Source organism: Herbiconiux sp. VKM Ac-2851, from assembly GCF_013205105.1.
Lineage (GTDB): Bacteria > Actinomycetota > Actinomycetes > Actinomycetales > Microbacteriaceae > Herbiconiux > Herbiconiux flava.
This window is the reverse complement of sequence record NZ_JABMLJ010000002.1, coordinates 507,478-525,676: the sequence shown is the minus strand read 5'-3', so window position 1 is coordinate 525,676 and position 18,199 is coordinate 507,478. Positions and strand designations below refer to the sequence as shown.

18 protein-coding genes are annotated in these 18,199 nt (G+C 71.2%); 5 read left to right on the top strand and 13 right to left on the bottom strand.

Annotated elements, in window-relative coordinates; all coding sequences use genetic code 11:
• Positions 1 to 57 precede the first annotated feature (57 nt).
• The 7 genes from HQQ85_RS09165 to HQQ85_RS09135 all read right to left on the bottom strand — a co-directional run bounded on the left by HQQ85_RS09165 (position 58) and on the right by HQQ85_RS09135 (position 6,482).
• Complete coding sequence (locus tag HQQ85_RS09165; protein ID WP_173182211.1) at positions 58 to 2,124, bottom strand: DUF2207 domain-containing protein; 2,067 nt, start codon at positions 2,122 to 2,124, stop codon at positions 58 to 60.
• A gap of 61 nt (positions 2,125 to 2,185) precedes the next feature.
• A complete protein-coding gene (locus tag HQQ85_RS09160) occupies positions 2,186 to 2,869 on the bottom strand; it encodes a hypothetical protein (RefSeq protein WP_173182210.1) in 684 nt (227 codons plus the stop codon).
• A 3-nt stretch (positions 2,870 to 2,872) separates the two neighbouring features.
• Positions 2,873 to 3,421, bottom strand: a complete 549-nt coding sequence (pyrE, locus tag HQQ85_RS09155) for an orotate phosphoribosyltransferase (RefSeq protein ID WP_173182209.1) — start codon at positions 3,419 to 3,421, stop codon at positions 2,873 to 2,875.
• A 9-nt stretch (positions 3,422 to 3,430) separates the two neighbouring features.
• Positions 3,431 to 3,592: a hypothetical protein gene (locus HQQ85_RS09150; RefSeq protein ID WP_173182208.1), complete on the bottom strand. Its 162-nt coding sequence runs from the start codon at positions 3,590 to 3,592 to the stop codon at positions 3,431 to 3,433.
• Between the two features lie 5 nt (positions 3,593 to 3,597).
• Positions 3,598 to 4,260, bottom strand: a complete 663-nt coding sequence (locus HQQ85_RS09145) for a hypothetical protein (protein ID WP_173182207.1) — start codon at positions 4,258 to 4,260, stop codon at positions 3,598 to 3,600.
• Between the two features lie 152 nt (positions 4,261 to 4,412).
• Complete coding sequence (locus tag HQQ85_RS09140) at positions 4,413 to 5,306, bottom strand: SDR family oxidoreductase (protein ID WP_173182206.1); 894 nt, start codon at positions 5,304 to 5,306, stop codon at positions 4,413 to 4,415.
• A gap of 3 nt (positions 5,307 to 5,309) precedes the next feature.
• Positions 5,310 to 6,482 carry a YihY/virulence factor BrkB family protein gene (locus tag HQQ85_RS09135; RefSeq protein WP_173182205.1) on the bottom strand — a complete coding sequence of 391 codons (1,173 nt, stop codon included), beginning with the start codon at positions 6,480 to 6,482 and terminating at the stop codon, positions 5,310 to 5,312.
• A gap of 55 nt (positions 6,483 to 6,537) precedes the next feature.
• On the opposite strand from HQQ85_RS09135, the gene HQQ85_RS09130 reads away from it, so the two are divergent.
• From HQQ85_RS09130 to trxA, 3 genes are all read left to right on the top strand, one after another.
• Positions 6,538 to 7,392 carry an exodeoxyribonuclease III gene (locus tag HQQ85_RS09130; protein WP_173182204.1) on the top strand — a complete coding sequence of 285 codons (855 nt, stop codon included), beginning with the start codon at positions 6,538 to 6,540 and terminating at the stop codon, positions 7,390 to 7,392.
• Positions 7,393 to 7,508: 116 nt separating this feature from the next.
• Positions 7,509 to 9,503: an amino acid transporter gene (locus HQQ85_RS09125; protein WP_371741830.1), complete on the top strand. Its 1,995-nt coding sequence runs from the start codon at positions 7,509 to 7,511 to the stop codon at positions 9,501 to 9,503.
• A gap of 81 nt (positions 9,504 to 9,584) precedes the next feature.
• On the top strand, positions 9,585 to 9,977 hold the full coding sequence (gene trxA / locus HQQ85_RS09120) for a thioredoxin (RefSeq protein ID WP_173182203.1): 393 nt from the start codon (positions 9,585 to 9,587) through the stop codon (positions 9,975 to 9,977).
• 113 nt (positions 9,978 to 10,090) lie between these two features.
• Here the strand turns inward: trxA and HQQ85_RS09115 are convergent, their stop codons facing one another.
• Entirely contained in the window at positions 10,091 to 10,666 is a 576-nt protein-coding gene (locus tag HQQ85_RS09115; protein WP_173182202.1) for an NADPH-dependent FMN reductase, read from the bottom strand.
• Positions 10,667 to 10,768: 102 nt separating this feature from the next.
• Here HQQ85_RS09115 and HQQ85_RS09110 point away from each other — a divergent pair, with 102 nt between their 5' ends.
• Together HQQ85_RS09110 and HQQ85_RS09105 are read left to right on the top strand one after the other, a co-directional pair.
• Entirely contained in the window at positions 10,769 to 11,377 is a 609-nt protein-coding gene (locus HQQ85_RS09110) for a TetR/AcrR family transcriptional regulator (RefSeq protein ID WP_173182201.1), read from the top strand.
• Between the two features lie 30 nt (positions 11,378 to 11,407).
• Positions 11,408 to 12,220, top strand: a complete 813-nt coding sequence (locus HQQ85_RS09105) for a dienelactone hydrolase family protein (RefSeq protein ID WP_173182200.1) — start codon at positions 11,408 to 11,410, stop codon at positions 12,218 to 12,220.
• Here HQQ85_RS09105 and HQQ85_RS09100 read toward each other — a convergent pair.
• From HQQ85_RS09100 to HQQ85_RS09080, 5 genes are all read right to left on the bottom strand, one after another.
• Positions 12,217 to 13,806, bottom strand: a complete 1,590-nt coding sequence (locus HQQ85_RS09100; RefSeq protein ID WP_173182199.1) for an alpha-amylase family glycosyl hydrolase — start codon at positions 13,804 to 13,806, stop codon at positions 12,217 to 12,219. The genes HQQ85_RS09105 and HQQ85_RS09100 overlap by 4 nt on opposite strands.
• Complete coding sequence (locus HQQ85_RS09095) at positions 13,803 to 14,699, bottom strand: carbohydrate ABC transporter permease (protein ID WP_173182198.1); 897 nt, start codon at positions 14,697 to 14,699, stop codon at positions 13,803 to 13,805. Before HQQ85_RS09095 ends, HQQ85_RS09100 begins: the two co-directional genes overlap by 4 nt.
• Positions 14,696 to 15,721, bottom strand: coding sequence for a carbohydrate ABC transporter permease (locus HQQ85_RS09090; RefSeq protein ID WP_173182197.1), 1,026 nt, complete (start codon positions 15,719 to 15,721; stop codon positions 14,696 to 14,698). The genes HQQ85_RS09095 and HQQ85_RS09090 overlap by 4 nt, the downstream gene beginning before the upstream one ends.
• A complete protein-coding gene (locus HQQ85_RS09085; RefSeq protein ID WP_173182196.1) occupies positions 15,721 to 17,037 on the bottom strand; it encodes an ABC transporter substrate-binding protein in 1,317 nt (438 codons plus the stop codon). Before HQQ85_RS09085 ends, HQQ85_RS09090 begins: the two co-directional genes overlap by 1 nt.
• Before the next feature lie 93 nt (positions 17,038 to 17,130).
• Complete coding sequence (locus HQQ85_RS09080; protein WP_173182195.1) at positions 17,131 to 18,105, bottom strand: LacI family DNA-binding transcriptional regulator; 975 nt, start codon at positions 18,103 to 18,105, stop codon at positions 17,131 to 17,133.
• Between the last annotated feature and the right edge of the window lie 94 nt (positions 18,106 to 18,199).

Here is an 18,199-nt window from a genome sequence, read left to right as displayed (position 1 = left end):
GTCGGGCGCGGGCCGAGCCCGCGCCCCCTTCGACCGGGGCGGGGGAGCTGAGTCGGGTCAGACTCCTCCGCCCCCACCTCCTCCACCGCCGCCACCCGACGAACCACCGCCGCCCGAAAAGCCGCTCGAGCTGCTCGACGAGCTGCCCGAGTAGGCCGAGGCCGACGTGGAGCTGAGCGACGACATGCTCGACGCGAACAGCGCCGCGTTGAAGGTGCTGCTGCCGCCGTACCACTCGGGCTGGCTGCCGAGGCTCTCGTAGTAGGTGCCGAGCACCTTCGCCCACTCGGTCTCGAGGTTCAGCAGCACCGCGTAGGGCAGCAGCTTCTCGTAGAGCTTCACGACCTGGCCCCAGTCGGGCGCGTCGACGCCGGTGCGCAGGGCGCCCTCGGGGCTCTGCAGCACGCGGAACCGCTCCTCCTCGGCCCACTTCACGTACATCTCGATGCCGGCGATGTAGTCGCGCAGCTCGGCGCCCTTCTGCGTGAGGGGCGTGCGGAACGCGACGATGCCGGTGAACACCATCAGCACGAACAGCAGCGCGACCAGGAGGAACGGCAGGCCGCCGCCGAGCCCCGCCTCCCCCGTGACGATGCCGGCCACGAAGCCCACCGCCGCGAGCACGATGGCCGCGATCAGCAGGAGCGAACCGATTCCGGTCACGCTCCGGCCGAGATAGCCCTCGGTGCGGGCGCGCTTGCGGGTCTGCTGGAGCAGGGCGTAGATCGCCTTGGCGAGCTCCGCGTCCTTCTTCTTCAGCTCGCGCCAGCTGCCGGGCGCGAGACCCGGGCCGAACAGGGCCGCCGCCAGCTCGCGCTCGTGCGGGTTCAGGCTGTCGGCCGACTTCAGCTGCAGCCAGTACTGCGTCGAGGGGCCGAACAGTCCCGGCTCGCTCTGCTCGACGATCTGCAGAACCCGGCGCACGGCGTAGTCGACGAACGAGGCGGCAGCCGCCCGGTTCGTGCGCTTGGTGACGACGGAGGCGATCAGCAGGTCCTCGCCGCGCGGCGGCGTGTACTCGGGCACGATCACCGGGCGACCCTTCGCGTCGCGGAGGCGCGTCACCCGGTGGACCAGGGCGGCGATGGCCGTGGCGATCGCGAGCACCACCGCGACGAGCTGGATCCAGCCCGACGGCGCCGAGAGGTAGCCGGTCTCGCGCTCGGTGAAGGTGTGGGGCGCGAAGGCGATGCCGATCGTGACGTTCTCGCCGGCGGCGAGGTTCTGGGTGTCGGTGGTGAAGACGGCCGCACCCTCGGCGAGGGCCTCGTCGATCCCGATGGGGCCGTCGCTCGCGGTGCCGCTGCCCATGTCGGCGCTGTCGGTGCCTTCTGCCGTGCCGCTGCCGCGATCCCGGTTGGTGCTGCCGCCAGTTCCGGTGCCGAACTCGGCGGTCGGGTCGCCCTGCGCCTCGACGATCTCGCACGCGGTGGTCGAGCCCTCCTCGCCGACGAAGCAGCCGGTGTCGCCGGTCAGCGCATCGACGAGCTCGGGGGCGACGACGGTCGTGGTGCGGTGCTCGGCGAAGGGCTGCTTCCACAGGGTGCCGTTGGTGTCCCAGTAGAACTCGTCGTCGTCGGTGTTCGCGAAGTACGCCGTGACGTCGCGCTGCGTGTACGTGAGCACGTACGTCTGCTCGCCGTGCACGTAGTCGTCGCCGGCGATGGTGACGACGAGGTTCTCGTCGTCGTCCTCGGTCTCGTACTCGCGTGGGGCGCCGTCGCCGTCGGTCACCGAGACCAGCTCGAGGTCGGTCGGATGCCCCTGGTAGACCCGCGGGATCGCCCGCTGGATTCCCCGGTTCTGATCGCTCTCGGGGAACCGCGCCACGAACGTCTCGGTGGTGCGAAGCGTCGAGTGGCCGGCGTCGTCGATGCCGAGGTCGTAGCGGGCGTCGAAGGAGTCGAACGCGAAGTCGTTGACGTCACGGGGCACAGCGGCGAGAGCAGGCGCGGCGGCGAGAGCAGGCGCGGCGGCGAGAGCAGGCGCGGCGGCGGGGGCGGCGAGCGCCGGCGCGGGCTGGGCCGCGGGCAGGGCGGCGGCGGCCGCGGGGGTGGCCGCCAGGGCGGGGGCCGTGACGAGCAGGAGGGCGGCGAGCATCCGGAACCGGGCGAGCGTCTGCATGCGCCCAGCCTACCCGCGCCGAGCAATCCTCAGCGGGCGGGTTCGGCGACGGATCGGACGGTCAGGGCGCCAGCGACCCGGTCAGCGGCGCACCCGACGCCGTGCTGAAGAAGCACTGGAAGACGCGATCGCCGGCATCCCACGCCCCGGCCGTCATGGGGTAGGAGGCCTGCCAGCGCAGATCGGCGACGTCAGGCGCGGCCGCGGCGTTCAGCGCGGTCGGGGCGGTGCAGAGCAGGTTCAGCCGCGACGCCAGCGCAGCCTCGCCCGGGTAGGGCGTGCCGGCGGCCTCGGGGAAGAGCCCGCGCAGGGTGAGCTGCGCCGGATGCCCGGCGGCGCAGTCGACCACGGTGAACGTCTCGGCCCAGGGCGAGGCGAAGGCGCCGAGGCACTCTCCGCCGAAGAGCTCGGTGAACGGATGCTCGCCGGGCGACGCCGGAGCGGTAGGCGCGGGCGGCAGGGCACCGACGCCCGGGTCGGGCTGAGCATCCGGCGCCCCGCTCGTGCTCGGCGCAGCCGTCTCGCTCGCGACCGCCGTCTCGCTCGGCACGGCCGTCGCGGCTTCGCCCGCCCCCACGCCGGCGCCGCTCGTCGCGTCTGCGCCCTCATCGCCCGCCCCGCCGCCCTGCGCGCCGCCCCGCCCGGCCTGCAGCCCGAGCACGAACAGCCCCACGACCAGCACCGCCGCGAGCAGCACCCCGCCCACCACCATCAGGCGGGTGCGGCGGCTGGTCGTCGGCGCCACGGCCTACTCCAGCCCGAGGTCGCTCAGGCCGATCGCGTAGTGGTACGGGTAGCCGGCCTCTTCGATGCGCTCGCCGGCGCCGGTGTTGCGGTCGACGACCACGGCGACACCCGCGATGATCGCGCCGGCCTTCTCGAGGGCGGTGATGGCGGCGAGCGGCGAACCGCCGGTGGTCGAGGTGTCCTCGAGCACGATCACGCGCTTGCCGGCGACGTCGGGGCCCTCGACCTGGCGGCCGCGGCCGTGGTCCTTCGGCTCCTTGCGCACGACGAAGGCGTCGTACTCGAGGCCGCGCAGGGCGCCCTGGTGCAGCACGGCCGAGGCGATCGGGTCGGCGCCCATCGTCAGCCCGCCGACGGCGGCCACGTCGTGGATCGGCGCGATCAGGTCGAGCATCACCTGCCCGATCAGCGGGGCGACCCGGTGGTCGAGCGACACCTTGCGCAGGTCGACGTAGTAGCTCGCCTTCTTGCCGCTGGTGAGGGTGAAGTCGCCGTGGAACACGGCATCGGCCTTGATGTACTCGATGAGTCTGCTGCGCGCGTCGGTCACCCGCCCAGCCTACCGAGCCTCGCCCGGTCTCTCTCCGTCGCCGGTTCCTCGAGGGGGCCCGCTCTCGGCACGCTTGCGGGAGCGCCCGAGCACCAGGAGTGCACCGGCGATCCCGGCGAGCGCCAGCACCGCGCCGCCGAGCCCGATCGCGTTCCACCAGAACATGTCCATAGCGGCTACCCCCAGCTCTCGGTCGCGACCCCGTCCGAGAGCGTCACCGCGAGGAAGAAGGTCGAGTTGTACGGGGCTCCGCACATCTGCGCCGAGACGTCGAGACGGCCGATGTCGTGCGCAGGGATGCCGAGGGAGACCAACGACGACGAGCACGCGCCCCCGATCTGCCAGCCGGCCCCGTAGACGTTCGTCACGTCATCCGTCGCGACGTTGTAGGACGCCTTGAAGCTCAACTGGATGAGGCCCACCCACGTGTCCACGGAGCAGTCGTTCCGCATGTCGCCATCGACGCTGCAGCTGTTCGGGCTGCTGTCGGCGTCACGGAGGGCCGATTCCGTTCGGGGCTGCTCGACGCGTGTGACGCTGACCGATCCGTCGGCGTAGTGGGCGACCGTCTCGCGGAACCCGTCGACCACACCGGTCTCGACCCTCGCCGGAAGGGACTCGTTGGAGAACGAGTCCCAGCGGCCGCCGGCAACGTAGCGCTCGATCAACCGGTCGCGGGTATCGCCATCCACACCGTGCGCGGCGAGGAAGTCGTCTGCGGCCTCGAGTTGGGCGGACAGCTGAGCCGCGGGCGGCGCTGCTGTAGCCGCTGTGGCCGGCACCGTCGCCGCGACGGCGGCGAGGAGCGCAACGGACAGCAGGGGGACGAAGAGCTTCATGATGTTCACATCCGTTCGTGATCAAGGCTCCCCACCCGCCTTCATCATGCCCCCCATACAGGGGGGGTGTAAAGAGTGACTTTTAATCACTAGTTCACCACCCGCCGCTGAGCGTCATCGCGCACGGAGCGCTGCCACGGTTCAGGTGGGGCTCACGCCGGGTCGGCTGCGCGCGCGGACTCGAGGAGGGTGCGGAGGGAGAGCGGCGGATGCCCGGTGAGGCGCTCGACGTCGGGGGTCGTGCGGGCCAGTTCGCCGGTGGCGATCGCGGTGTACGTGCTGACCCAGGCGTCGACCTGCCACGGCGGCGCCCCGTACGAGGCACGGGAGGCGTAGGCCTCGTCGATCGTCTCGTCGTGGAAGACGACGGGGCCGCGGCCGCCGAGCTCCGAGACGAGACCGGCGACCTCGGCGAGGGTGAGCGCCTCGGGGCCGGTGAGCTCGTAGACCGCGCCGACGTGGGGCGAGGCCGGCCCGTCGCGCAGCACGTCGCGCAGCACCGCCACCGCCGAGTCGGCCACGTCGGCCCGTGCCACCGCGGCGACCCGCCCGTCCCGCGCCGGCCCGCGGATGACGCCGTCCTCCCCCGCCAGGTACGGCAGGAAGTCGGCGTAGAAGTTGTCGCGCAGCGCCGTGAAGCCGAGGCCGGACGCGCGCAGCAGCTCCTCGGTGGCGAAGTGGTCCCGCCCGAGGGTGAACACCGCGTCGGGCGCCGCCCCGAAGAACGAGGTGTAGACGAGGTGACGAACTCCGGATGCCCGTGCCGCCTCGATGAAGGCGGCGTGCTCCGCGACCCGGTCCGCACTCTCGGCGGCCGAGACCATGAACGCCAGCTCGACCCCCTTGAGCGCACGCCGCACCGCGTCCGTGTCGCGGTAGGACGCCTCGGCGACCTCCACCGGGGCGCCGCCCTCGAACCGCGGCGCCCGGGAGGCGTCGCGCACGACGAGGCGCAGCGGGATGCCCGCGGCGTGCAGCTGCTCGGCGACGCGTCCGCCGACGGCGCCGGTCGCGCCCGTGACGGCGACGGGAGTGGAAGAGGTCATGCCCTAATCCTCCGCCCCGGGAGCCCGCCCCGGCGCCAGCGCGGCCGTGGGGCGCAGAGACTCGAGCGAGCGCAGCTCCTCGAGGGCGGCGTCCCGGCGCCAGCGCGCGGCCGCCCGGCGCCACCAGCCCGCCGCGTCGAGCTCGCGCTGTGCGTCGCGCAGGCGCACCTCGGCGGCGATCAGCAGCGCCTCGTGTTCGAGGGCAGCCCTCTCGGCGGCGCTCGGCTCGTAGAGGGTGCCGCCGTGGTCCTCGGTGGCGACCGCGATCCAGGCGGCCGCGACGAGCGTGACCACGCTGGTCAGCCGGAACCAGAGCAGCAGGGCGATGAAGACCACGAAGGTCGACAGGAGGGGGTTGCGGCTCGCCCCGCCGAGCAGGGTGCTGCCGAGGAGCTGCAGGCCGAGCAGGGCGGCTCCGCCGAGGAGGGTGCCGCCGAGCATCCGTCGCAGTGTCAGTCGGGCGTCGGCCAGGAAGCGGAAGAGCACGCCGAGGGCCGCCGCGTCGATGAGGTACACGACCAGCAGGCTGACGACGGCGACCAGTGGGCGCGACCAGTCGCGGAAGCCCATGCCGAGGAAGGAGGTGAACCAGTCCAGCGCCGAGGTGCTCACGACGCTGAGGAACGCCGCCGCGAACAGCACGAGCCCGATCACGAGGGAGACGACGAAGTCGCGCGCCTTCAGCAGGAGGTAGGAGCGCGAGTCGCGGGGCATGCCGAAGATGGTGCGCACGGCGATGCGGGAGTAGGTGATCCAGCCGATGGCCGTCCAGATCAGCACCGGCAGGGCGAGCACGCCGGTGATGGTGAGGAGCGACGTGCTCGAGGTGGCGATCATCGACAGGTCGGCGGGCGAGATGATGCCCTTCTCGCCGATCAGGCGGGGCACGTAGGTGTTGATCAAGACGACGAGCGCATCCATCGTCTCGGGCGACTGCACCAGCCAGATGCCGGCGCCCGCGAAGACGAGGTAGACCGCGGCGAACACGGCGAACAGGGCCTGGTAGCTCATGCCCGAGGAGAGCAGGAAGCCGTTGCCCGCGAGGAAGCGGCGCCAGACGCGGGTGGGGAAGAGCGCGAGGGTCTGCTGGGTGACGCTGGTGACGCGTTCGAGGGGCTGCTCGAAGCGCTGCTCGAGGCGGGCGCGCAGGGTCTCGTCGTCACCCCGGCCGGCCATGCCGCCAGCCTAGTGACCGGCGGCCTCTGCATCGCACGGACGGTAGCGTGGAGGCATGCGTGTTGCGACCTGGAACGTGAACTCGATCCGAGCCCGAGTGGGCCGCGTCGTCGACTGGCTGGTGCGCGAGGACGTCGACGTGCTCGCCATGCAGGAGATCAAGTGTAAGGAGTCGCAGTTCCCGTTCGAGGCCTTCCAGGAGGCGGGCTACGACGTGGTGCTGCACGGCCTGAACCAGTGGAACGGCGTCGCCTTCGCGAGCCGGCTGCCGATGGAGGACGTGGCGAACACCTTCACGGGCATGCCCGGGTTCGGCAAGGAGCTCGCCGACGGTTCGCTGCCGCAGGAGGCGCGGGCGCTCGGTGTGACGGTCGACGGCGTGCGCCTGTGGAGCCTCTACGTGCCCAACGGCCGCGCCCTCGGCGACCCGCACTACGAGTACAAGCTGACCTGGCTCCGCGAGCTGGCAGTGCAGACGGCCTCCTGGATGTCGGCGCACCCGACGCAGCCGCTCGCCCTGATGGGCGACTGGAACATCGCGCCCCTCGACAGCGATGTCTGGGACATCGGCGTCTTCGCCGAGTCGACCCACGTCTCCGCCCCCGAGCGCGCCGCCTTCGCCGAGTTCGAGCGCATCGGCCTCGCCGACGTCGTGCGCCCGCTGGTGCCCACGGGCTACACCTACTGGGACTACAAGCAGCTGCGCTTCCCGCGCAACGAGGGCATGCGCATCGACTTCGTGATGGGCTCGCAGCCCTTCGCCGACCTGGTGACGGATGCGCGGATCGACCGCAACGAGCGGAAGGGCGATGCGCCCTCCGACCACGTGCCCGTCGTGGTCGATCTCGACCTCGACCTCTCGGCCGAGCTGGCGACCGACGACGACGACCGCCCGATGATCTTCGGGTGACGCTGATCTTCGGGTGACGCTGCTCTTCGGCTGACTCCTCCTCCACCGGCTGCGTGCCGGCTTCGTCTTTCCCCAGCGGCACCAGGGCGTCGTCCGGGGCGTGTATAGATGGAGCCATGAGTTCACCCACGGTCGGCGCCGGTTCGCCGCTGGTGCCCGGGCAGCCGTGGCCCGACGCCCCGCCGCCCCCGAGCCGGCTGCGGCGGTGGCTCACCGACGGCCTGCAGGACACCGCGGGCCGGCACCCGGGGCCCGGCGCCTCCAAGCCCGAGAAGACGCACTCGTGGTGGCGCGTGATGTGCCTGACCGGCGTCGACTACTTCTCGACGCTCGGCTACCAGCCCGCGATCGCCGCGCTCGCGGCCGGGCTGCTCAGCCCGATCGCCACGATCGTGCTGGTGCTGGTGACCCTGCTCGGCGCTCTGCCGGTCTATCGGCGGGTGGCCCGCGAGAGCTTCAAGGGCGAGGGCTCGATCGCCATGCTCGAGCGGCTGCTGCCCTGGTGGGGCGGCAAGCTCGTGGTGCTGGTGCTGCTCGGCTTCGCCGCCACCGACTTCATGATCACGATCACCCTCTCGGCGGCGGATGCCTCGGCGCACGCCATCGAGAACCCCTTCGCCCCCTCGTGGTTCGAGGGCAACGAGGTGCTGCTCACCCTCGTTTTGGTGCTCGCCCTGGCCGTGGTGTTCCTGCGCGGCTTCAAGGAGGCGATCAACATCGCCGTGGTGCTGGTGGCGGCGTTCCTGCTGCTGAACGCCGTTGTCATCGTGGTGTCGCTCGTGCACGTCGCCGAGAACACGGTGGTGATCGGCAACTGGTGGACGGCGCTCACCGCCCAGCACGGCAACCCGCTCGTCATGGTGGGTATCGCGCTGATCGCGTTCCCGAAACTCGCGCTCGGGCTCTCGGGCTTCGAGACCGGTGTGGCCGTGATGCCGCAGATCGACGGCGCCCCGGGTGACACGCCCCAGAAGCCGGTCGCGCGCATCCGTGGGGCGAAGCGGCTGCTCACGACGGCGGCCATCACGATGTCGGCGTTCCTCATCACCTCGTCGATCGTGACGACCCTGCTGATCCCGCAGAAGGACTTCGAGTCGGGCGGGCCGGCCAACGGGCGGGCCCTCGCGTACCTCGCGCACCAGTTCCTGGGCGACGGGTTCGGCACGGTCTACGACGTCGCGACGATCGCGATCCTCTGGTTCGCCGGCGCCTCGGCCCTCGCCGGGCTGCTGAACCTCGTACCCCGCTACCTGCCGCGCTACGGCATGGCCCCGCACTGGGCCGCCGCCGTGCGCCCGCTCGTACTCGTGTTCGCGGCGATCGCCGTGGTCATCACCCTCGTCTTCCAGGCCGACGTCGACGCGCAGGCGGGCGCCTACGCCACGGGCGTGCTGGTGCTGATCACCTCGGCCTCGGTGGCCGTGACGCTCTCGGCCGCCCGCAAGAAGCAGCGCGCGGCGGCCATCGGCTTCGGCGCCATCGCGGTCGTCTTCCTCTACACGACCATCGCCAACATCATCGAGCGGCCCGACGGCGTGCGCATCGCGGGCCTGTTCATCCTCGGAATCATCGTGGTCTCGATCGTGTCGCGCGTGCACCGCTCGTTCCAGCTGCGGGCGACCTCGGTGACCCTCGACGCGATGGCGCTCGACTTCGTGCTGAGCGACGCCGACGAGTACGACTCGATCCGCATCATCGCGAACGAGCCCGACGACGGCTCGGCCGAGGAATACCGCCAGAAGATCAGCGAGGAGCGGCGCGACAGCGGCATCCCGATGCGCTCGCCGGTGATCTTCCTCGAGGTCTACCCCTCCGACTCCTCCGACTTCGAGGAAGACCTGCTGGTGCGCGGCGAGGCCGTGCACGGCTACCGGGTGCTCCGTGTGACGAGCGGCAACATCCCCAACACGATCGCCACGGTGCTGCTCGAGATCCGCGATCTCACGGGCGTCGTGCCCGGCATCTACTTCGAGTGGACCGAGGGCAGCCCCATCTCCAACATGTTCAAGTACCTCGTCACGGGCACGGGCGAGGTCGCTCCGGTGACCCGCGAGGTGCTGCGCCGGGCCGAGCACGATCGGCGCCACCGGCCCGAGGTGCACGTCAGCTGAGGCCGGGTCGGGGTTCCGGATGCTCGGGGTGCGGGCTCGCGCATCCGGAAGCTTTAAGGCACACCGGGTGTTGAATGGAGCATGTCCACGAAGACTCTGACCATTGACAACCACGACGAGACGGTCGCCGACGGCATCGTCCTGATCGACTTCTGGGCCGACTGGTGCGGCCCCTGCAAGCAGTTCGCCCCCGTCTTCGAGAAGGCGTCCGAGGCGAACAGCGACATCACCTTCGCGAAGGTCGACACCGAAGACCAGCAGCAGCTGGCCGCGAGCTACGGCATCACCTCGATCCCGACGCTGGTCGGCTACCGCGACGGCATCCCGATCTTCGCGCAGCCCGGCGCCCTGCCCGGCCAGGTGCTCGACGACGTGATCGCCCAGGTGCGCGCGCTCGACATGGAGGCCGTGAAGAAGGACTACGCCGAGGCCGTCGCCAAGCAGCAGGCCGGTGAGCAGCCGGTCGGCGAGTAGTTCGGCGACCAGCTCGCACGACGAAGGGCCCCTACCTCGCGGTGGGGGCCCTTCGTGTGTTCAGGATGCGCGGGCCGCGCGTTCGCGAGCGGCGCGCGCGACCTCGTGCGGCTCTACGCGGCCTGCTGCTCGGCGTCGACGGCGTCGAGCGACGCGGCGAAGGCGTTGACGAACTCCTCGAGCTGGGCGACGATCTCGGCGTCGTCCTTCGGGTGGGTCTCGGCGAAGCGCACGACCGAGTTGGGCACCGAGAGGGTGGGCTCGATGACCTTCGCGCCGGCGATGCCGAGCGCCTTGCGGGCCTCGTCCTGGGCCCAGACGCCGCCGTACTGGCCGAACGCGGTGCCGATCACGGCGACGGGCTTGCCGACGATGGCGCCGGTGCCGAAGGGGCGCGACGACCAGTCGATGGCGTTCTTGAGGTTCGCGGGCATCGTGCCGTTGTGCTCGGGAGTGACGACGATCACGGCGTCGGCGGCGCCGACGGCCTCGCGGAAGGCGACGACCGAGGCGGGGAGCTCGCCCTCGACGTCGATGTCCTCGTTGTAGAGCGGGAGGTCGCGGTGCTGGTCGGAGATGGCCAGGTTGATGCCCTCGGGGGCGAGATCGATGGCGGCCTCGGCCAGCTGGCGATTGGTGGAGGCGGCACGAAGGCTGCCGACGAGGACGAGGACGGACTTCTGGGTCATGGTGTCTCCTGCGGTGAGTAGGGCGGGCCGGTGCCCGCGGACAAGGGGTTCAACCGGACTCCGGTCCGTTTATTCCCGGATGCCCCGTGCTACAGTCCGGGCATGGATCAGATCGGCGCACCACCCGGTCCGCTGACCCCGACGGTGGGGCTCCGTGCACCCGAGCGATCGGATGCGGCCCGCAACCGGGAGCTGCTGCTCACGACGGCCCGCCGGTTGATCGACGGCGAGGGCATCGAGTCTCTGACCATGGACGGGCTGGCCGCCGCGTGCGGCGTGGGCAAGGGCACGATCTTCCGCCGCTTCGGCTCCCGGGCGGGCCTCTTCCAGGCGCTGCTCGACGAGTCGGAGAAGCAGTTCCAGGCCGGTTTCCTGAGCGGTCCGCCGCCGCTCGGCCCCGGGGCGCCGCCGATCGAGCGGCTCGTGGCGTTCGGCCGGGCGCAGCTCGCGACGGCGGCGCGCCAGGTGCCGCTGCTGCGCGCCGCCGAGCGTCCGGCGGCCGAGCGCCACGCGGTGCCGGCGCGGCGGCTGGCCTCGACGCACATCCGGGGGCTGCTCACGCAGGCCGGGGTGGAGGGCGACCTGCCGGCGCTGGCCTTCGACCTGCTCGCGATCCTCGACGCGGTGGTCTGGCTTCCCGACGGCGACCTCGAGCGCATGCTGCCCCGGCTCGCGGACTCGTGGGAGCACATCGTGCGCCGCCTGGCCTGAGCGCCACCCGCGCAGGTGCAGACTGGCCCCATGGCATACTCCGCCTCCTCCGCTCCCACCTCGACCCTCGACGGATGGGTGCGCACCCCCTTCACGGCGGCCGGCGCGACCCACGACTGCTACCAGAAGGGCGCAGGGCCCGGCGTCGTGCTCATCCCCGAGCTCCCCGGCATGACGCCCGAGGTGCTCGGCCTCGCCCAGCACCTCGTCGACGAGGGGTTCACCGTGGTGGTGCCGTCGCCGTTCGGGGTGCCGGAACGGGCATCCTCACCCGGCTACGTGCTGAGCACGGTGGCGCGGATCTGCGTCAGCGCCGAGTTCCGGGCCTTCGCGGTCGACGCCAAGCGCCCGATCACGGCCTGGCTGCGCGCGGTCGCGGCGGACCTCGCCGGCCGCACCCCCGCATCCGGGGTCGGCGTGATCGGCATGTGCTTCACCGGCGGCTTCGCCCTCGCCACGGCCGTCGACGACAGCGTGCTCGCCTCGGTGGTCAGCCAGCCGGCGGCGCCGTTCCCGCTCGGGCGGGCGCGGCAGGCCGACCCCTCGATGTCGCGCGCCGAGCTCGACCGTGTGGCCGAACGCTCTCGCGAGACGCCGTTCTGCGCGATGGGCCTCCGCTTCTCCGAGGACCGCAACGCGCCCCGCGCCCGCTTCGACACCCTGGCGGCGGCGCTCGGCGACCGCTTCGAGGTGATCGAGCTCGATTCCTCACCCGGTAACCCGGGCGGCTTCTCGAAGACGGCCCACTCGGTGCTGACGAGTGAGGTGCGCGAGGAGCCCGGGCACCCGGCCCTGGAGGCCCGGGAACGCGTGGTGCGCTTCCTCCGCGACCAGCTGCTCTAACCCGGCAGCACCCACGCCGCGGCGTCGGCGGGCAGCATCCCGTCGATCACCGGGCCCGAGGCGAACAGCACCTCGCCCGCGGGCAGCGGCACGGCCTCGTCGCCCATGGCGACCGCCACCACGACGCCGCCCGAGCGTCGGCACAGCACGAGACCGCCGGGCCCCGCGCTCCACCGTGCGCCCTCCCCGACGCCGAAGACCCCGGAGGCCAGCAGGGCGTTCCGCCGCTCCGTCGCCGCCCGGAACAGCTGGAGCACCGAGCCCGGATCGGCCTCCTGCACCTCGACCGCGAGGTCGCCCCACGCGGCCGGCGCGGGCAGCCAGGGCGCGGCCGATGACGATATCGGCGAGACCGGCGAGAACCCGTGTGCCCCGCCCGGCGAGCGCGTCCACGGCAGCGGAACCCGCGCGCCGTCGCGGCTGACCCCACCGTGATGCCACATCGGGTCGGCCCGCTCGGCGAGCGGCACGTCGACCTCGGGCAGACCGAGCTCCTGGCCCTGGTACACGTAGGCCGACCCGGGCAGGCCGAGCAGCGCCACGAGGGCGGCCCGGGCCCGGGCGGCACCGCGCTCGCCTCCGCCGAAGCGGGTCGCGGCGCGCACGAGGTCGTGGTTCTCCAGCGCCCAGCTCGGATCGCCGCCGATCGTGGCGCGCGCCTCGTCGAGCGCGGTCCCCGCGGCGACCCAGTCGCCCGCGTTCCAGCCCAGGCGCGCGAACGCGAAGGCGAAGGTCTGGTGCAGCTCGTCGGAGCGCGTGTACCGCGCCGCCCGATCGGGCTCGAGGTTGACCTCCCCCACCAGCAAGCGGGCCGGCGAATAGCTCTCGGCGAGCCGGCGCCAGCGGCGGTAGACCTCGTGCACGGGCTCCTGGTCCATCGCGAGCGGGTTCGAGCGCAGTCCGTCGATCACGGTGGGCACGGTCGCCGAGTCGGGCAGGCCCTCCGCCTTGAACAGTCCGTGCGCCACGTCGATCCGGATGCCGTCGACGCCCCGGTCGAACCAGAACCGCAGCACGCCGTCGAAGTACTCGGCGACCGCCGGGTTCTGCCAGTTCCAGTCGGGCTGAGCCGGCGAGAACAGGTGCAGGTACCACTCGGTGTCGGTGTCCGACTCCGGATGCGCGCGATGCCAGGCCGGGCCGCCGAAGACGCTCACCCAGTTGTTGGGCGCCTCGTCGCCGCGGGCGCCGCCACCCGGCCGGAAGTGGAACAGCGCCCGCTCGGGCGATCCCGGATCGGCGGCCAGGGCATCCTGGAACAGCGGGTTCGCCACCGAGGTGTGGTTCGGCACGATGTCGACCAGCACCCGGAGGCCGTGCCCGTGGGCCGCCTCGAGCAGCTCGTCGAGATCGTCGAGGGTGCCGAACAGCGGATCGACGTCGCAGTAGTCGCTGATGTCGTAGCCCTGGTCGACCTGGGGCGAGCGCTGGAACGGAGTGAGCCAGAGACCCTGCACCCCGAGGGACGCCAGGTAGGGCATCCGCTCGATGATGCCGCGCAGGTCACCGACCCCGTCGCCGTCGGCGTCGCCGAACGACCGGGGATAGACCTCGTAGATGAGCGCCGTCTGCCACCAGTCCGTCACTTCGTCGCACCCGAGGTGAGGCCGTCGACGATGCGACGCTGAAAGATGAGCACGACGATCATCAGCGGGATCGTCACGACGACGCCGGCCGCCATCTGGGCGCCGAACGGTGCCTGGAAGTCGCTCGCGCCGGTGAACTTCGAGATGGCGACGGTGGCGGTCTGGATGGCCGGGTCGTTGGCCATCGAGAGCGCGATGATGAACTCGTTCCAGCTGTGGATGAAGGTGAGGATGGCGGTGGTGAAGACGCCGGGCGCCGCGAGCGGCAGCAGGATCTTGGTGAACGCCTGCCACTTGGTGCAGCCGTCGATCATGGCCGCCTGCTCGAGGTCGTAGGGCAGCTGGCGCATGAAGGTCGTCAGGTTCCAGACCGCGAGCGGGATGGCGAACGACAGGCTCGGCACGATCATCGCCTGGTAGGTGTTGATCCAGCCGATGTCGGTGAACAGGCGCAGCAGCGGCACCACCACGGCGATGCCCGGGAACATCGAGGTCGCGATGATCACGAACAGGATGACCGACTTGAACCGGAACTTCAGCCGCGCGATGGCGTAGGCGGCGAAGATGCCGAGCACCAGGGCGAGGATCGTCGTGGTGCCGGCCACGATGAGGCTGTTCAGGAGCGAGCGGCCGAAGTCGTTCGAGGAGTCGAACACCTGCAGGTAGCTCTCGATCGACCAGGTGGTCGGCAGCAGGGAGGTCTCGAAGATGTCGTTCGTCGTGCGCAGGCTCGACACGATCATCCAGTAGAACGGCGCAAGGCAGTAGACGGCCACGATGGCGATGCCCACCCAGCGGGTGATGGCGGCCCCGAGACCGCGGGTGCGGCGTCGCTTCGGATTCGGCGAAGAGTAGCGGCCCGCGATGAGGTCGCGTTCGGCGAGGGCGGTCATCCGTTCGCCTCCTTTCTGAGGCGCATGGCCTTGCGGGCGAGCTTCTCGGTCTTCTTGTCGGAGTCGCCCACGACGTCGGCGCCGAGGACGCGGATGAACACGAACGCGATCAGCCCCACGTAGATCAACAGGATCACCGCGAACGCGGAGGCGGTGCCGTACTGCAGCTGGTTCGACTCGTCCCAGGCGAGGATCGAGAGCGTCTCGACCGAGCTCTTGCGCGGGCCGATCATGACGAACGGCAGATCGAACATCCGGAGCGCGTCGAGCAGGCGGAACAGCACGGCGACCAGAAGTGCCGGGCGCACGAGCGGCAGGGTTATCTGCCAGAACTGCTTCCAGGCGCTGGCACCGTCGAGCTTGGCGGCCTCGTAGACCTCCTCGGGGATGAGCTGCATGCCGGCGAGCACGAGCAGCCCGATGAACGGCGCGGTCTTCCAGACCTCGGCGATGATCACGGCAACCTGCGAGGCGAAGCCTTCGGCCGTCCAGAGGATCTGCTGGTTCAGAAGGTCGTTCGCGATGCCGTTCGACTGGAAGATCCAGCGCCAGAGCAGGCCCGAGACGGCGGTGGGGATGGCCCAGGGGATGAGGATCGCGGCGCGCAGGAAGGCCCGCCCCTTGAACGCGCGGTTCATCGCCACCGCGAAGGCCACGCCGATGATCGTCTCGAGGCCGACGGAGACGAAGGTGAAGAAGGTGGTGTTCCAGAGCGCGTTGAAGAACCGCGCCGAGTCGCCGCCGGTGAAGATGTCGAAGTAGTTGCCGAGGCCGACGAAGTTCTCGCCCTCGACCACGAAGCCGTTCGCGTCGAGGCCCGACTGCGCGGCGAACATGGACTGGTAGACGGCCGAGACCAGCGGATACGCGATCACCAGCGCCAGCACGATGAAGGTCGGCGACAGCAGCAGCGTCGCCATCCCGCCCTCGCGCGGGGCGCGGTCGGCCTTGGCCTTCCGGCCGGGGCCCGGGGCCGGGGGCCGCTGGGCGGCCCCCGGTGTGCGGCTGACTGTGGTGGTCATCAGCCGTTGGTGATCTCGGTGAGCTCGTCCTGCAGGTCGGAGAGCGCGGTCTCCGGGTCCTTGTCACCCGTGAGGGCGGCGTAGATCTCGTCCTGGATCGCGGCCGTCGTCGCGCCGTACTGCACGACGGTGGGGCGGGGCTTCGCGTTCTCGAGCGAGGTCAGCAGGGTGGGCAGGTAGGGGTAGTTCGCGGTCACGGCCGGGTCCTCGAAGAACTCCGAGAACACCGGAGCCCGCGAGCTGAGGGCGAGGCGCTTCTCCTCCTGCTCCTTGCTGGTGAAGAAGGTGATGAAGTCGAGCGCGGTCGCCTTGTTCTCGGCGAACGACGAGATCGCGATGTTGCGTCCGCCGAGGGTCGAGACGCCCGGTCCGTCCTCGCCGGGGATGGCGCTGACGCCGAACGTGCCGGCCACCGAGCTGGAGCCGTCCGTCGCCGACATCGACTTGTAGATGTACGGCCAGTTGCGGAGGAAGACGAGCTTGCCGTCCTGGAACGCCTGGCGGCCCTGCTCCTCCTGGAAGGTGATGGCGTCCTTCGGGATCATGCCGCTCTCGAAGCCGTCGACCAGGAACTGCAGGGCGGTGAGCGCCTCGGGCGTGTCGACGGTGGGCGTGCCCTCGTCGTCGAACACGGAACCGCCGGCCGAGTTCACGGCCTCGCTGAAGTTCACGGTGAGGCCCTCGTTCTTGTCGAACTGACCCGCGTAGCACGACATGCCGGCGGCCTCCGGCAATGCCGTCACGGCGTCGCAGGCCGTCTGCAGCTCGGCCCAGGTCTGGGGCGGCTCGGTCACGCCGGCGGCGGTGAGCAGGTCGGTGCGCGAGTAGAGCAGGGCGCCGTCGGTGTAGTACGGAGCCGAGTAGAGGGTGTCGCGGTAGCTCGCGGCCTCCACGGTGGCGGGGATCTCCTCGTCGAGCGGCAGCGCGTCCTCGGGCAGGGGGGTGATCCAGCGGTTGGCGGCGAACTCGCTCGTCCACACCACGTCGAGGTTGAGCACCGAGTAGCTCGAGCCCTCGACCTGCGCGTTCTGCACCATCTGCTGGCGCTGCTGGTCGGCGTCGAGCGGGAGCTCGACCCACTCGACCTGCTCGTCGGGGTGGGCGGCGTTCCACTCGTCGATCGTGCCCTGAGCGGCGCCCGAGGCGTCGGGGCTCGACACGTACTGGATCGGACCGCGGCCCTCGAGCTCGGCCTCGGCGGCGGGCGTGCTGCCGCCCGACGAGCCGGAGCCCGAGCAGGCCGAGAGGCCGATCGCGGCGGTGGCGGCGAGGGCGAGGCCGACGACGAGTCGTCGATCACGGCGTCGTTGCATCATGATTTTCTCCTTCTGGGGGTGTTCAGGTTCAGGGGGTGGTGGTCGGGGTGACCGAGGTGGCCGCGTTCACCGGGGTGGGCGGGGTGGCCGCGTTCACCGGGGTGCTCTGGTCGAGCCGCGTTCGACGAGGCGGTGCGGCAGCAGGCGGGCGCCCGTGTCGCCGGGGGCGAGCAGCTTCTCGACGGCGAGCTCGCCCATCCGCTCGAGGGGCTGCGCCACGGTGCTGAGGGCCGGATGCACGTGCTGCGACGTCCTCGTGTTGTCGAAGCCGAGCACCGAGATCTCGTCGGGCACCCGGCGTCCGATCCGCTGCAGCTCGTTCACGACCGCGGCCCCCATCTCGTCGCTCAGGGCGAAGACCGCGGTGAGACGCGGATCACGCGAGAGCAGGCGGCCGAGGGCGGGCGGTGCGGAGTCGTAGAGCGAGTTCCCGTGCTCGATCAGCGGAACGAGCCCGGCCTCGACCATGGCGCGCTGGTAGCCGCGCACCCGCACGGTGTTCACCAGCACCGAGGCAGGGTCACCGGCGAGCAGGGCGATGCGGCGGTGACCGAGCGCGATCAGGTGCCGCGTTCCGTCGTAGGCGGCGGCCTCGTCGTCGATGGCGAGGCTGGAGAAGCGGTGGCCGTCGCGGATGGCGACCGACATCAGCGGCACGGTCGACCCGAGCACGCGGCGCATGTCAGGGGTGACGGCGGCCGAGATGAGGATGACGCCGGCCGCGCGATAGGTGCGCAACGTTCGCAGGTAGCTCGGCGCGAAAGTCGAGCCGGGGCCCGTCCGGCCGAGGATGACGGAGTGGCCGCGCAGTCGGGCCGCCGCCTCCACCCCGCTCATGATCTCGGAGGAGAGCGCATCGGAGACGACGGGCGCGAGCACCCCGATCACCGCGGTCTGCTTGGTCTTGAGGCTGCGGGCGAGGGTGTCCGGCTCGTAGCGCAGCTGCTCGATCGCCCGCTCGACCTTCTGCTGGGTGACGCTGGAGTACCCGACGAGCCCGTTCACGACCCGCGAGACGGTGGCGGGCGACACCCCGGCCAGGCGGGCGACGTCGCGGATCGTCGTCATGCGCCCCTCCTTCGGGTCGTTCGGCTGCGGGTGCACGGGCTATCACGCAATCGATTACGTACCCGTCGAGCAACGAGGCTAAACACCGCTCTCC

What these genes read in the sequence shown, in the direction of transcription:
- HQQ85_RS09165 (WP_173182211.1), bottom strand. Translation starts at nt 2,124, where the DNA reads ATGCAGACGCTCGCCCGGTTCCGGATGCTCGCCGCCCTCCTGCTCGTC.
- HQQ85_RS09150 (WP_173182208.1), bottom strand. Translation starts at nt 3,592, where the DNA reads ATGGACATGTTCTGGTGGAACGCGATCGGGCTCGGCGGCGCGGTGCTG.
- HQQ85_RS09145 (WP_173182207.1), bottom strand. Translation starts at nt 4,260, where the DNA reads ATGAAGCTCTTCGTCCCCCTGCTGTCCGTTGCGCTCCTCGCCGCCGTC.
- HQQ85_RS09140 (WP_173182206.1), bottom strand. Translation starts at nt 5,306, where the DNA reads ATGACCTCTTCCACTCCCGTCGCCGTCACGGGCGCGACCGGCGCCGTC.
- HQQ85_RS09135 (WP_173182205.1), bottom strand. Translation starts at nt 6,482, where the DNA reads ATGGCCGGCCGGGGTGACGACGAGACCCTGCGCGCCCGCCTCGAGCAG.
- HQQ85_RS09130 (WP_173182204.1), top strand. Translation starts at nt 6,538, where the DNA reads ATGCGTGTTGCGACCTGGAACGTGAACTCGATCCGAGCCCGAGTGGGC.
- HQQ85_RS09125 (WP_371741830.1), top strand. Translation starts at nt 7,509, where the DNA reads ATGAGTTCACCCACGGTCGGCGCCGGTTCGCCGCTGGTGCCCGGGCAG.
- trxA (WP_173182203.1), top strand. Translation starts at nt 9,585, where the DNA reads ATGTCCACGAAGACTCTGACCATTGACAACCACGACGAGACGGTCGCC.
- HQQ85_RS09115 (WP_173182202.1), bottom strand. Translation starts at nt 10,666, where the DNA reads ATGACCCAGAAGTCCGTCCTCGTCCTCGTCGGCAGCCTTCGTGCCGCC.
- HQQ85_RS09110 (WP_173182201.1), top strand. Translation starts at nt 10,769, where the DNA reads ATGGATCAGATCGGCGCACCACCCGGTCCGCTGACCCCGACGGTGGGG.
- HQQ85_RS09105 (WP_173182200.1), top strand. Translation starts at nt 11,408, where the DNA reads ATGGCATACTCCGCCTCCTCCGCTCCCACCTCGACCCTCGACGGATGG.
- HQQ85_RS09095 (WP_173182198.1), bottom strand. Translation starts at nt 14,699, where the DNA reads ATGACCGCCCTCGCCGAACGCGACCTCATCGCGGGCCGCTACTCTTCG.
- HQQ85_RS09090 (WP_173182197.1), bottom strand. Translation starts at nt 15,721, where the DNA reads ATGACCACCACAGTCAGCCGCACACCGGGGGCCGCCCAGCGGCCCCCG.
- HQQ85_RS09085 (WP_173182196.1), bottom strand. Translation starts at nt 17,037, where the DNA reads ATGATGCAACGACGCCGTGATCGACGACTCGTCGTCGGCCTCGCCCTC.
- HQQ85_RS09080 (WP_173182195.1), bottom strand. Translation starts at nt 18,105, where the DNA reads ATGACGACGATCCGCGACGTCGCCCGCCTGGCCGGGGTGTCGCCCGCC.